General features: G+C 71.9%; 12 protein-coding genes and 1 pseudogene. 2 read left to right on the top strand and 11 right to left on the bottom strand.

Annotation, left to right across the window (positions count from 1 at the left end; all coding sequences use genetic code 11):
- Positions 1 to 53 precede the first annotated feature (53 nt).
- Positions 54 to 713, bottom strand: coding sequence for a GTP cyclohydrolase II (ribA, locus tag ABT137_RS41995; protein ID WP_351717361.1), 660 nt, complete (start codon positions 711 to 713; stop codon positions 54 to 56).
- Between the two features lie 38 nt (positions 714 to 751).
- Between ribA and ABT137_RS41990 the strand changes: the two genes are divergently transcribed.
- A complete protein-coding gene (locus ABT137_RS41990; RefSeq protein ID WP_351717440.1) occupies positions 752 to 1,510 on the top strand; it encodes a creatininase family protein in 759 nt (252 codons plus the stop codon).
- 101 nt (positions 1,511 to 1,611) lie between these two features.
- Here ABT137_RS41990 and ABT137_RS41985 read toward each other — a convergent pair.
- The 5 genes and pseudogenes from ABT137_RS41985 to ABT137_RS41965 all read right to left on the bottom strand — a co-directional run.
- Positions 1,612 to 2,490 (bottom strand): annotated as a pseudogene (locus tag ABT137_RS41985) (lysylphosphatidylglycerol synthase transmembrane domain-containing protein); the annotation flags it as partial.
- Entirely contained in the window at positions 2,487 to 3,428 is a 942-nt protein-coding gene (locus ABT137_RS41980) for an SAM-dependent methyltransferase (protein WP_351717359.1), read from the bottom strand. The gene ABT137_RS41980 and the pseudogene ABT137_RS41985, both read right to left, overlap by 4 nt.
- 77 nt (positions 3,429 to 3,505) lie before the next feature.
- Positions 3,506 to 4,699 (bottom strand): glycosyltransferase family 4 protein, encoded by a 1,194-nt coding sequence (locus ABT137_RS41975; RefSeq protein ID WP_502984661.1) that lies wholly within the window; start codon positions 4,697 to 4,699, stop codon positions 3,506 to 3,508.
- Positions 4,700 to 4,704: 5 nt separating this feature from the next.
- Entirely contained in the window at positions 4,705 to 5,103 is a 399-nt protein-coding gene (locus tag ABT137_RS41970; protein ID WP_210575166.1) for a 6-pyruvoyl trahydropterin synthase family protein, read from the bottom strand.
- A gap of 159 nt (positions 5,104 to 5,262) precedes the next feature.
- On the bottom strand, positions 5,263 to 6,246 hold the full coding sequence (locus tag ABT137_RS41965; RefSeq protein ID WP_351717354.1) for a zinc-dependent alcohol dehydrogenase: 984 nt from the start codon (positions 6,244 to 6,246) through the stop codon (positions 5,263 to 5,265).
- 121 nt (positions 6,247 to 6,367) lie between these two features.
- Here ABT137_RS41965 and ABT137_RS41960 point away from each other — a divergent pair, with 121 nt between their 5' ends.
- A complete protein-coding gene (locus tag ABT137_RS41960) occupies positions 6,368 to 7,171 on the top strand; it encodes a CDP-alcohol phosphatidyltransferase family protein (RefSeq protein ID WP_351717353.1) in 804 nt (267 codons plus the stop codon).
- Positions 7,172 to 7,243: 72 nt separating this feature from the next.
- On the opposite strand, the gene ABT137_RS41955 is transcribed toward ABT137_RS41960, so the two are convergent.
- The 5 genes from ABT137_RS41955 to ABT137_RS41935 form a co-directional block, all read right to left on the bottom strand.
- On the bottom strand, positions 7,244 to 7,969 hold the full coding sequence (locus ABT137_RS41955; RefSeq protein WP_351717351.1) for a YcnI family protein: 726 nt from the start codon (positions 7,967 to 7,969) through the stop codon (positions 7,244 to 7,246).
- Positions 7,970 to 8,020: 51 nt separating this feature from the next.
- Positions 8,021 to 8,683, bottom strand: a complete 663-nt coding sequence (locus ABT137_RS41950) for a hypothetical protein (protein ID WP_351717349.1) — start codon at positions 8,681 to 8,683, stop codon at positions 8,021 to 8,023.
- A gap of 137 nt (positions 8,684 to 8,820) precedes the next feature.
- Positions 8,821 to 10,701: a discoidin domain-containing protein gene (locus tag ABT137_RS41945; RefSeq protein WP_351717347.1), complete on the bottom strand. Its 1,881-nt coding sequence runs from the start codon at positions 10,699 to 10,701 to the stop codon at positions 8,821 to 8,823.
- A gap of 174 nt (positions 10,702 to 10,875) precedes the next feature.
- Entirely contained in the window at positions 10,876 to 12,234 is a 1,359-nt protein-coding gene (locus ABT137_RS41940; protein ID WP_351717345.1) for a GH1 family beta-glucosidase, read from the bottom strand.
- Between the two features lie 26 nt (positions 12,235 to 12,260).
- Positions 12,261 to 13,100 (bottom strand): carbohydrate ABC transporter permease, encoded by an 840-nt coding sequence (locus tag ABT137_RS41935; protein WP_351717438.1) that lies wholly within the window; start codon positions 13,098 to 13,100, stop codon positions 12,261 to 12,263.
- Positions 13,101 to 13,107 lie beyond the last annotated feature (7 nt).

The following is a 13,107-nucleotide window of genomic DNA, read 5'->3' as shown; positions in this document are numbered from 1 at the left end:
GTGTACCTCCTGTCGGTCTCCCCCGATCCTTCCCCGGGAGGCCGCCCGGTACCTCAGGACCAGTGCGCCACCGCGTCCAGGTGGGGCAGCACGTGGTCGAGACGCTCGCGCTTCGTCCGCAGGTAGGTGATGTTGTTCTCGCACGGCTCGATCAGCAGCGGGACCGTTTCAGCAACGTCGATGCCGTGCCGTTCCAACGACTCGCGCTTGCGCGGGTTGTTGGACATCAGGCGTACCGAACGCACCCCGAGGTCGCTCAGGATGCCGGCGGCGACCCCGTAGTCCCGGGCGTCCACGGGCAGGCCGAGCGCGAGGTTCGCCTCGACGGTGTCGAGGCCCTCCGCCTGCAGGGCCATCGCGCGCAGCTTGGCGAGCAGGCCGATGCCGCGGCCCTCGTGCCCCCGCAGGTAGACGACGATGCCGCTGCCCTCGGCGACGACCGCGCGCAGCGCGGCGGCCAGCTGGTCGCCGCACTCGCAGTGCTGGGAGCCGAACGCGTCCCCGGTCAGGCACTCGGAGTGCAGCCGGGTCAGCACCCGGTCGCTGTCGATGTCCCCGTAGACCAGGGCGACTTGCTCGTCACCGCGGTCGTGGTCCAGGTAGCCGATCGCCTGGAATTTCCCGTAGACGGTGGGCAGCGGTGCATTCACGACGCGTTCCACGCCCGAACGCCGTGGGGACTTCTTGCCGAGTACGCCGATGTTCTCTGTCATGATCTGATTCCTAAGAGGAGACGAAAGGCCGTGAAATGATGAGTGGTTCGGGCGCGCGTACGGCGGCATACGACTTGTTGCCGGCGGACACTACGGAAGAGGTACGGACCAGGGGGGCGGGCGTTTCAACACAGGTCGCCGTCCTTCCCGTGGGGAGCTTCGAACAGCACGGCCCCTACCTTCCGCTCGCGACGGACACCCACGTCGCCTGTGCCGTCGCCCGGGAGATCGCCGCCGCGTACCCGGTGCACCTCCTCCCTCCGGTGACGGTCTCCTGCTCGCACGAGCACGCGGCCTGGCCGGGGACCGTCAGCATCTCCGCGGTGACACTGCACGCGGTGGTGAACGACATCGCCGGCTCGCTGCGCCGCTCGGGCGTCGAGGCGCTGGTCGTGGTCAACGGCCACGGCGGCAACTACGTACTGGGCAACGTCGTCCAGGAGGCGTCCGCGCGGGGCGAGCGGATGGCCCTGTACCCGGCCGCGGAGGACTGGGAGACAGCGCTTTCGCGGGCCGGGGTGGAGACCTCGGCGCTCACCGACATGCACGCCGGAGAAATCGAGACCTCCATTCTGCTGCACGCTCATCCCGAATTGGTCCGCCCTGGTTACGAGTCTGCCGATTTCACCGCTGACGACCGTCGTCATCTCCTCACCCTGGGAATGTCCGCCTATACCGAGTCGGGCGTCATCGGCCGTCCTTCCCTGGGGTCGGCGGAAAAGGGGAAGGAACTCCTGTCGAGCCTCGCGGATTCCTTCGGCGCGATTTTCGAACTGCTCACCGCCGGGCGGGAGTAGCGCAGTCCGGCGTACCAGCGGACGACCAGGACCACCAGACCCGGCAGGGCCGCCACGAAGCTGAGGACGCCGTAGACCACGGCCGTGGCGAGCCCGCTGTCCGCGCCGAGGCCGGCCGCGGCGAACGCCCAGGCGGTGACGCCCTCCCGGGGGCCCCAGCCGCCGACGTTCAGCGGCAGGCCCATGGCGACCAGGGCGAGGACCGCGATCGGGACGAGGACCGCCACGGACGCGGCCGAACCGGCGACCCGCGCGGCCACCACGAACATCCCGACGTGCCCGGCGAGGATGACCGCCGAGGACAGGGCGACGCCCGGCGCGTTCCGCCGCGACAGCAGCGCGCGGCGGGCCTCGCCGAGGGTGGCGCGCAGGGCGCCGGCGCGCTTGCCCGGGGCCTTGTTCATGCGGAGGGCGACCACGATCGCGCACGCGCCGGCCAGCCCGGCCGCCGCCAGCGGGGCGAAGCTGCGCACCTCGTCGCGGACCGGCGAGGGCAGGATCAGCAGCGCGCCGGCGCCGAACACCGTCAACGCGATCTGTCCCGCGGTGCGTTCGAGGACGACGGCGCGGACCCCGCGCCCGATGTCGCCCTCGCTCTGCCCGTGCCGGACGGCCCGGTGCACGTCGCCGAGGACTCCGCCGGGCAGGGCCGCGTTCAGGAACAGCGCCCGGTAGTAGTCGCCGACGGCGGGCCCGAGCGGCAGCCGGAGGCCGAGGCTGCGGGCCACCAACTGCCAGCGCCAGGCGCTCAGTACGGTCGTGACCGCGCCGATCACCAGGCCGGCGACCAGGGTCGGGGTGTCGATCCGGCGCAGTCCGTCGAGGAAGACGCCGGTGCCGAGCCGCCACAGCAGCACGGCGATGATGGCGGCTCCGGCGACGGTGCCCAGGTGGGTGCGGACGGCGCGGAGGTTGAGGCGCCGGGGCACGGCCGGCGGGGCGACGGGCGCGGGCTGCCGGACCAGGGTGGGGGTGCTCATGAGGTGCCTCCGGTCGGCCGGGCGAGCGCGAGCAGGTCACTGTGGTGCACGACGACCCGCAGTTCGCCGTCCGTGTTGGCGGCGAGCCGCTCGGCCAGGTAGGCGTCGGCGCGCTCGGCCAGTTCGGGGCGTTCCTCGACGGCGGCGCCGACCCAGCCGCGCAGCCACTGCTCGGTGAGCGCCTTCTCGTCGGGGCCGAGCCGCCACGCGCTGGGGTGCAGCTTCACGGTGGCGCCCCGGTCGGAGAACGCCTCACAGGCGGCGGTGACGGCGTCCGGGCCGAGCATGCCGCCGCGCCGCTGGTGGTCGTTGAAGGCGTCGGCGAGCTCGGCGTCCAGCGGGTGGGCGGGGGTCAGTTCGACCCGCCCGGCGACCGACAGGGTGAGCAGTGCGGGGCAGCCGGCCCCGGTGCAGGCCTCGGCGAGTATGTCGACCTCCTCCCGGGTGAGGACGTCCAGGAGCGCGGACGCGGTCACCAGGGAGGCGCCGATCAGCGCGTCCGGGGTGAGCCGGGCGACGTCGCCGCGCCGGGTCTCCACCGTGACCCGGCTGCCGTCGGCGGCCGCGCGGGGCGAGGCGACGGCGGCGAAGTGCAGCAGGTAGGGGTCGCGGTCGTGCAGGATCCAGTGCTGGGAGCCGTCGAGGCGGGGCGCGAGCCAGCGGCCCATCGAGCCGGTGCCGCAGCCCAGGTCGTGCACGACGATCCCGCCCGCCTTGCCGGGCAGGTTGGCCAGCCGGATCCGCAGCGGGTCCAGCAGGTCGTGCGCCCGGGCGGCCGCGTCCGCGCTCTCCCGCAGCTCCAGCCACTCGGGGGCGTACCGCGGCGGCTCCTCGGGCCCGGTCTCCCGCAGCCGCACGGTGGCCCGCTCGCCCGGACGGACGACGGGACCGGCCCCGGCTATCACCTCGGAAGGCGCCTGTTCGCGTTCTCGTCCCATTCCCGCATCCGTAACATCCATCGGCCCCGGCTGCGCGGGTATCGCGCCGACCGGAGTAGTGGTCGTGGTCTCGCTGGTCATGCCGCCCTCCGGGGTTCGTCAGGGAGCCGCAGCAGGACTCCGGCCAGGCTGCGGGCGGTGGTCGCCCAGCCGTCGAGCGCCGCCCGCCGGCCGCGCGCGGCGGCCTTGAGGCGGCGGCGTACGTCCGCCTCGCCGAACCAGCCGCGCAGTTCGACGGCGAGCGCGGCGGGGTCCTCCGGCGGCACGAGGATGCCGGGTACCCCGCCGTCGGGGGCCCGGCCCACCGCTTCCGGCAGACCGCCGACATCGGTCGCGAGCACCGGGATGCCGCGGGCGAGGGCCTCGGTGACCGCCATGCCGTACGTCTCGGCGTACGAGGTGAGGACCATCAGGTCGGCGGCCGCGTAGCTGGCGTCGAGGTCCGCCCCGGCGCGCGCGCCCGCGAGGTGCAGCCGGTCCGTCAGCCCGTGCTCCGCGATCAGCGACCGCAGATGGGCGACGTACTCGGGAGCCGCGTCGAGACCGCCGACGCAGGTGCAGGTCCAGGGCAGGTCCCGGACCGCGGCGAGCGCCTCGATCAGCCGGTGCTGGCCCTTGCGCGGGGTGACGGCGGCGACGCACAGCAGGTGCGAGACGCCGTCGGTGCCGCCGGCCAGCGGGGCGATGTCGGCACCCGGAGTGGCGACATGCACCCGTTCGGGGGCCAGGCCGTGGTGCGAGACCAGCCGCCGTACCGCCCAGTCGCTGGTCGCGATCACGGCAGGTACGGCGCGCAGCACCGTGCGCTCGCGGGCGTCGAGGTCGGCGGCCACGGCCGCGTCGAGCCCGGTCTCGTCGCCGAGCGGGAGGTGGACGAGCACGGCGAGCCGCAGCCGCTCCGTCTCCGGTACGACGATCTCCGGGACCCCGCAGGCCACCAGGCCGTCCAGGAGGACGACGGTGCCGTCGGGCAGTTCCCGCAGGGTGCGGGCGAGGGCGTCGCGGGCGGCGGTGTCGGGGCGCGGCCAGGAGCCGTCGACCGCGTGTTTGGTGACCTGCCAGCCGAAGCCGGGCAGGTCCAGGCAGACCCGCCGGTCGTAGGCGTTGCCGCCGCTCGGGTTGGCCGGGTCGTCGACGCCGCCGGGCATGACGAAGTGCACGGTGCGCAGGGACATGGGGAGGATCCCGATGTTCGCCGGAGCCTTGCTGTCGGTGGTGGCCGCGCGCTGCGCGGGCACGTAGGTGAGGGCCGAGGGGCGGCCGATGGCCATGTCGGTCACAGGGCACGCTCGTAACTCGCCCAGGCGACGTGCGACTCGTGGAGGGTGACGGTCAGTCCGGCGAGGCCCCGGGCGCCCTCGCCGAGCGCGCCCTTCTCGATCCGCTCGGCGAGCCGGTCGGCGATGACCTTGGCGAGGAACTCCGTGGAGGTGTTGACCCCGGCGAAGTCGGGCTCGTTGTCGAGGTTTCTGTAGTTCAGCTCGCTGACCACAGCACCGAGCTCCTGGGTGGCAAGACCGATGTCGACGACGATGTTGTCGTCGTCCAGCTGTTCACGGCGGAAGGTGGCGTCCACGAGGAACGTGGCGCCGTGCAGTCGCTGCGCGGGCCCGAACACCTCGCCGCGGAAGCTGTGGGCGATCATGATGTGATCGCGGACGGTGATGCTGAACAACGGACGACCCTCCAGGTGCGGCGCGTCTGGTCCCCGGCTGATCCCTGCCGGGGGATGCCCTTAATACGGCTCTTGGCTTCCCCGCGTTCAGTCCACTCTCACTCTTTTCTCAGGTCAGGACCTCTTGGCGGCCCGCACTGCACGTTATTGGACGTTCCGTCAGCCGTTGTCGCCGTAGCGGACCCGGTGACAGAGGGCCGGAAGCTCCCCGGAGGCGAGTCTCGGGAGCACCTCCGGCAGCTCCTCGAACGCGCTTTCCCCCGTGATGAGGGCGTCCAGTGCCGGGTCGGCCAGCAGGTCCAGGGCCAGGGCGAGCCGGTCGGCGTACGTGCGGCCGGCGCGGGCGGCCGGGGAGACGGTGCCGACCTGGCTGCTGCGCACGGTGAGCCGGCGGGAGTGGAAGGCCTCGCCGAGCGGGAGGGCGATCCGCCGGTCGCCGTACCAGCTCAGGTCGAGGACCGTGCCCTCCGGCGCGAGGAGCTCCAGTGCGCGGCCGAGGCCCTGTTCGGTGGCGCTGGCGTGCACGACCAGGTCGCACTCGCCGCGGGCGTCCTCGGGGGCCGCGAAGTCCACGCCGAGGGCCTCCGCGGTCTTGGCCCGGGCCGGGTCGGCGTCGACCAGCTGGAGCCGTACGCCGGGGAAGCGGGCGAGCAGGGCGGCGACCGAGCAGCCGACCATGCCGCCGCCGATGACCGCGATCCGGTCGCCGACCAGCGGCCTCGCGTCCCAGAGGGCGTTCAGGGCGGTCTCCACCGTGCCCGCGAGTACCGCACGCGCCGGGGGTACCCGCTCCGGTACCACCGTCACCGCGCTCACCGGAACGACGTAGTGCGTCTGATGCGGATACAGACAGAAGACCGTACGGCCGATCAGCCCGTCGGGACCCTGCTCGACCACGCCGACGCTGAGGTAGCCGTACTTCACCGGACCGGGGAAGTCGCCCTCCTGGAACGGCGCCCGCATCACGGCGTGTTGGCTCTCCGGCACCCCGCCCCGGAACACCAGTGTCTCCGTGCCCCGGCTGACCCCCGAGTACAGCGCGCGCACCAGCACCTCGCCCTCGCCGGGCTCGGCGAGAGTGACGTCACGCAGCTCTCCGTGGCCCGGGGAGCGGAGCCAGAACGCGCGGGCCGAAGAGTTCATCGGCATCCTCCTGAACGATCGGGAAGTGGTTCACGTACGGAGTTGTGCACAGCGAGAAGTGCACAGGCCGCGCACAGTACGCGGCGTTGATCGACTCTGTCATTCGGCCGGAGGACGTGCGGTGGCCCTGAACAACACTTACGAAGCCAGGCTGGTCCAGCAGGAGACCGCTGTGGGAGCGGGCGTGCAGATCCTGTTGCTGGCCCTGCTCGGGACGGCGATCGGCATGGGGCCGGCCGGCTGGCTGACGGGTCTCGCGTTCGCGATAGCCACCTGGGCGGTGCTCTCCCGGGCCCTGCACCGCACCCGGCCGCGCTCTTTCGGCCCCGCCAACCGGGTGACCCTCGGCCGCGCGATCCTGGTCGGCGGCGTGACCGCCCTGGTCGCCGACTCCTTCGAGAGCTCCCCGCCGGTCACGCTCCTGGTCGGCCTCACGGCCGTGGCCCTGATCCTCGACGGCGTGGACGGCCAGGTGGCCCGCAGGACGGGTACGTCGACCGCGCTGGGCGCCCGCTTCGACATGGAGGTCGACGCGTTCCTGATCCTGGTGCTGAGCGTGTACGTCTCCACGCAGCTCGGCCCCTGGGTCCTCCTGATCGGCGGAATGCGCTACGCGTTCGTCGCGGCCGCGAAGGTCGCGCCCTGGCTGAACGCCCCGCTGCCGCACTCCATGGCCCGCAAGACGGTCGCCGCGATGCAGGGCATCTGCCTGCTGCTGGCCGGCGCGGACCTGCTGCCGTACCTGGCCAACCTGGGCGTGGTGCTGCTGGCGCTCGGCTCCCTGGTGTGGTCCTTCGGGCGGGACGTGCTGTGGCTGTGGCGCAACGCCCGGCCGGCCTCCCGCGAGGTGGCGCTCGCGGCTACGGCGGAGCGGGTGCCGGATTCCGCCGAGGAGCTGGAGATGCTGGAGCTGGCGGTGCGGTGAACCGAGCGCGGAGAAGGGGCCCGGACCGTTCACCGGTCCGGGCCCCTTCTGCGTTTGCCGACGCGTGCCGGCCTACGACTTCGCGCCGCGCGTCCGCACCACGGCGAACGCGGCCGCCGCCAGGCCCAGGGCGCCGACGATCAGGCCCGCGATGCCGAGGCCGCGGGCGGTGGAGTCGCTGGAGTCGGCGGCCGTGGTGGTCGCCTTGCCGCTGGTCTTCGTGGCCGGTGCGGCCGCCGCGGCGGAGTCGTCGCCCGCCGCCGTCAGCTTGAGCGTCGGCGCCGGGTTCTCCGGCTCGTCGTCGCCGCTCTGCGCCTCCTCGATCCAGCGGACGACCTTGCCGTCGGAGTAGGTCTGCAGGGTCTTGAAGGCCAGCTGGTCGGCGTCCTCGGGCAGTTGGCCGAAGGCGACGTCGAAGTCCTCGAACTGGCCGGCGCCGATCTTGCCGCCGGTCCAGGTGATCTCGGAGGCTGCCTCGGTGATGGTGCCGTCGTCGGTCTTCACGGGCGTCTTGAGCTTGGTGGTGGTCACCTTGGCGGTCCAGCCGTCGTGCGGGGTGACGAGGACGCCCAGGACCGGGTGGTCGGTGGGCAGGTAGACCTGGACCTTGGTGGTGGTGGCGGTGTCCTCCTCGTTGGGCACGCGGAAGGTCAGCACGCCGTCGGTGGCGCCCTTGGCGTAGCTCTCGGGGTGGACGGTGACATGCGCGGCGGCGATGCCGGCGGCGGCCAGGACCGACGCGGCGGTCAGCGCGGTGACGGTGGCGGCGCGACGGAGGGTGAGTCGGGTCGCGGACATAGCGGGCATGAGTGAGTCGATCTCCGTACGAGTGAAGTCTGTTAGAGAGTCTTACGAGTGTTGGACCGTGTACGGGATCGGGTTCGGGGGGCCGCGCCGGCTCACCGCGTGCCGCAGCGCGAGCAGCGGGCGAGGCCGTATCGGACCGGCCGGGGCCAGGCGGGGGCCGCCGGCCGGGGCGGGCAGCGGGGCGTCGCGCCACCAGGCGGCCAGACCGGGGACGAGCGCGGCGGTCCGCCGCAGCAGCGACCACAGCGCCGCCTCGCCGCGCCGCAGCCACCAGGCGGCGACGAGCGCGGCGACGACGTGGGCGAGGGTGGCGTGCGCGGTCAGGACGTGGACGTGCGGATGCTGCCGCACCACATCGCCCATACCAGACATCTTCGACATTCCAGCCATGGCATGACCGTGCAGGTTGATGCGGGCCATGGTCATGGTGGGCGCGGGAGCAGCCGGAGTGACCGCGCGGGCCGCGTCGAAGCCGAAGTGCAGACCGGCCTGGGTGAGCAGCATGCCGACGCCGATCTCCGGCAGCCCACGCTCACGCCCCGCGAGGGCCCGCCCGAGGGCGAACACGGCCGCGAACCCGGCCGCGTCGGCCCACAGCGGCGGCATGTCGCCCATGGCGAGGCCGTGCCCGGCGGCAGCCAGGAGCACGCACACCGCGGCGAACACCGCGGCACGCAGGCTCCTTACCGCCGGTGACGCACTCATGGTGAGCGATCCTCCCACGGTGGGGTGGTACGCGAGGCAGGGACGCCCCGTTCACTCATGACCTGGATTTTCCTGTGAGGTCCGGTGCGGACCTCACAGGTTCGTGCGCGGGCGGGCGTGCCGGGACCTGCGTACCGTTACTTCTTCTGCTCCACCCGCACCCAGTCCACCTCGGCCTGCACTCCCCCGGCCGCGATCTTGTCCACGCTGGACTGCGGGAGGCCCCAGTAGGGGGTGGTGACCTGGTTCCAGCCGGCGGGGTAGGCGCCGCCGAGGGCGAGGTTGAGGATGACGTACTGGTTGTGGTTGTAGACCCATTGGCCGCGGGTCGACTCCAGGACGTTGCGGGTCGTCTCCTGGACCAGGGTGTCGTCGACGTAGAAGCGCATCGCCGTCGGTGTCCACTCGACCGCGTAGGTGTGCCACTGGTCGATGGTGCCGCCGTTCGGGAAGGTCTGGCGGGCGCCGATGTTGCCGTCGGCGGAGTAGCCGGGGCCGTGGAGGGAGGTACTGGTCCACGTCGGGTAGCCGATGTTCTCCATGATGTCGGTCTCGCCGGAGGCGGGCCAGGAGACGGACGGGTCGTCGACGTTGCTGCCGAGCAGCCAGAAGGCGGGCCAGAAGCCGTCGCCGACCGGGAGTTTCATGCGCGCGCTCACGCGGCCGTAGGTGAAGTCGAAGTGGGTGTTGGTGTCGATGCGGCCCGAGGAGAAGTCGTAGGTGCCGCCGCCCGCCTGGGTGCAGCCCTTGCAGTACTTCGCCTTGAGGAGCAGCTCGCCGTTCTGGGTCTGGATGTTGTCCGACGAGTCGACGTACGCCTGGGCCTCGCCGTTGACCGAGCCCATCTCGGTGCCGGTGCGGACGACCCGCCACTTGGAGCGGTCGAGCGAGGAGCCGGTGAAGTCGTCGAAGAACGTGGTCTGGTAGGTGCCCGACTGGTCGCCAGGGAGGGCGGGGTAGGCGGCCGAGGCGCTGCCGCCGGTGCCCCAGACCTGGAACTCGTAGAGGGAGTAGCCGAACTGCGCGGTGTAGGGGGCCGGGTTGTAGAAACTGCGGCGCTCCTTGCCGAGCATGCGGACGTAGCGGCCGGTCGTCGGGGAGGAGAGGGTGACGGTGACGTGCAGGCCCGATGCGTCGGAGGGGGACACGACGTTCGCGCGGCGGGCGGCTATGTCGGCGGCCGACGGCTCGTACACCGTGCGCCAGTTGACGTTGTCGTCGGAGACCTGGAGCAGGTAGTCGACGGCGTACGCCGACTCCCAGTAGAGGTCCACGGAGGAGATCGTGGAGGTGGCGCCGAGGTCGACCGAGATCCAGCGGTCGGTGTTCCAGTCGCTGGACCAGCGGGTGTAGTCGCCCTTCAGGTCCGCCGGCCAGCCGCCGTCGGTGGCGAACGCCGGTGAATTGCCCGCGTGCTGGTAGTAGTTGGAGTACGCCGGGTGGTTCAGGGCGAGGTTGGTGACGGTCGAGGACGCGGGGGCCGGTTCGCCGCCGTAGACCTTGAAGTTCCAGAGCGAGTAGCCGTAGGGGGTGGCGCGTTCGATGCCGCGCATCCGGACGTAGCGGCCGGTGACCTCCTGCGGGTAGGTGTGCGCGGTGACCGAGCCGCCGGTGCCCGCGGTCTCGGTGTAGAAGGGCGTCCAGTCGGTGCCGTTCTTCGAGGCCTCCAGGACGTATCTCCTGCCGTACGCGGCCTCCCAGTCGAGGACCACGCTGTCGATGCGGATCGTGGTGCCGAGGTCGATCTGGATCCAGGCGTTGTCGGCGAAGTTGCTGGACCAGCGGGTCGCGCCGTTGCCGTCGAAGGCCATGGCCGGCGTGGTGCCGCCGTTCTCGTAGCCGGAGGCGGTGACGGCGTTCGGGTTGGCCGCGTACGCGGTGTTGGCGCGGTCGGTGTCCCAGGTCACGGCAGTGGCGGCCGAGGATGCCGGGGCGGCCAGGATCGTGCCGGAGGTCAGCAGGGCGGCCGCCGCGAGGGCGGCCAGGGCGGTACGGGGGATGCGGAACGGGGATGACATGCGGGTCTCCTGAGCATTGACGGTCCGTTTGAGCGTTGGCGTTCCGTTCGTTGATGTCGTGGGCATGACAGATCAAGCTCCGTGCCTGGTGCTCGTGCGTATGGCGATGACGCGTGACGGTCGTCTGTGCGGTGGGCGCGGTACTCCCCTGGTCCGCGCCCACCGCGGTGTGTGTCAGGCCGCCCGGCGGGCCTGTCCCCGGTGGTCGCGGATGATGTCCGCGTACCGGCGGCCGCTGCCCTTGATCGTGCGGACCTGGGTGCGGTAGTCGACGTGGACCAGACCGAACCGCTTGTCGTAGCCGTACGCCCACTCGAAGTTGTCCAGCAGCGACCAGGCGAAGTAACCGGCCAGCGGCGCCCCCTTGCGGGCCGCCGAGGCGCAGGCCGCGAGGTGACCGGCCAGGTACTCCTGGCGCTCGGGGTCGTCGACCGTGCCGTCGGGGCGGACCACGTCCGGGTAGGCGGAGCCGTTCTCGGTGACGTAGAGCTTGCGGGCGCCGTACTCCTCGGTGAGGCGCAGCAGCAGCGTCTCGATGCCGCTCGCGTCGATCTCCCAGTCCATGCCGGTGCGCGGGACGTCGGGGCGGCGCACGGAACGGGCGTAGGGGGCGGGGCCGTTCGGGTCGTTCTCGATGTAGGCCGGGAAGTAGTAGTTCAGGCCCAGCCAGTCGAGCGGCGTGGCGATGGTCTCCAGGTCGCCGGGGCGCTCGGGGAGTTCGACGCCGTAGGTCTCGACCATGTCGGCCGGGAAGCCGCGGCCGTGCACCGGGTCCAGCCACCAGCGGTTGACGTGCCCGTCGTGGCGGCGGACGGCGGCCGCGTCCTCGGGGCGGTCCGAGGCGGCGAACACCGTGGACAGGTTGTTCACGATGCCGACCTGGGCGCCGGGCGCCGCCGCGCGGATCGCCTGGGCGGCCAGGCCGTGGCCGAGGAGCAGGTGGTACGAGGCGCGGACGGCCGCCGTGAGGTCGGTCCAGCCGGGGGCCATCTTGCCCTCCAGGTGGCCGATCCAGGCGGAGCAGGACGGCTCGTTGAGGGTGGTCCAGTGCTGGACACGGTCGCCGAGCCGTTCGGCCACGACGGAGGCGTACGCGGCGAAGTGCTCGGCGGTCGCCCGCTCGGGCCAGCCGCCCCGGTCCTGGAGGGCCTGCGGCAGGTCCCAGTGGTACAGGGTGACCGACGGGGTGATGCCGGCCGCCAGCAGGGCGTCGATCAACTCGTCGTAGAAGTCGAGGCCCTTGGCGTTGACCGGGCCGTCCCCGCCGGGCCGCACGCGCGGCCAGGCGACCGACAACCGGTAGGCGTTCGCGCCCAGTTGCCGCATCAGGTCGATGTCCTCGCGCCAGCGGTGGTAGTGGTCGCACGCGACGTCGCCGTTGTCGTCGTTGTCGATCTTCCCCGGGGTGTGCGAGAAGGTGTCCCAGATGGAGGGTGCACGGCCGTCCTCGGCGACGGCTCCCTCGATCTGGTACGCCGCTGTTGCCGTGCCCCACAGGAAGTCGTGCGGGAGGGCGGCGAGGTCGATGGTCACGAAATTCCCTTCGGAACTGGGTGAGTTCACTTGACGGCGCCGGCGGTCAGCCCGGCGACGAGGTAGCGCTGGAGGAGCAGGAAGCCGGCCACGACGGGAACGCTGACCACGAGCGAGGCGGCCATGATCTGGTTCCAGTACACGTTGTTGAGCGTGGAGTAGCCCTGGAGGCCGACGGCCAGGGTGCGGGTGGTGTCGTTGGTCATCACCGACGCGAACAGCACCTCGCCCCAGGCGGTCATGAACGCGTAGACGGCGACCGCGACGATGCCGGGGATCGCGGCGGGTACGACGATCCGCAGCAGCGCGCCGAGCGGCCCGCAGCCGTCCACCAGCGCCGCCTCGTCCAGGTCCCGCGGCACCGAGTCGAAGTACCCGATCAGCATCCAGATCGAGAACGGCAGCGAGAACGTCAGGTAGGTGAGGATCAGGCCGCCGCGGGAGCCGAACAGGGCGATGCCGGTGGCGTTGCCGATGTTGACGTACAGCAGGAACAGCGGGAGCAGGAAGAGGATGCCCGGGAACATCTGCGTGGACAGCACGGTGACCGTGAAGACGCGCTTGCCGCGGAACTCGTAGCGGCTGACGGCGTAGGCGGCGAACACCGCGACGACGACCGAGCAGACGGTCGCGGCGACCGACACGATCAGCGAGTTCACGAAGTACCGGGCGAGCGGGATCGTCGACCAGATGTCGATGTACGGGCGGACGGTCAGCCCGCTCGGCAGCCAGCGGAACTTGCCGGTGACGTCCGCGAGGGGCTTGAGAGAGCTGGAGATCATCACGTACACGGGGATCAGCACGAACCCGGTGAGCAGCGTGAGGAAGATCCGCCGGGACCAGAGGAAGGAACGCGGCGGGGCCATGGGCGAG

It is taken from the genome of Streptomyces sp. NPDC001980 (genome assembly GCF_040296885.1).
GTDB lineage: Bacteria > Actinomycetota > Actinomycetes > Streptomycetales > Streptomycetaceae > Streptomyces.
This window is presented reverse-complemented; position numbering and strand designations above follow the sequence as displayed.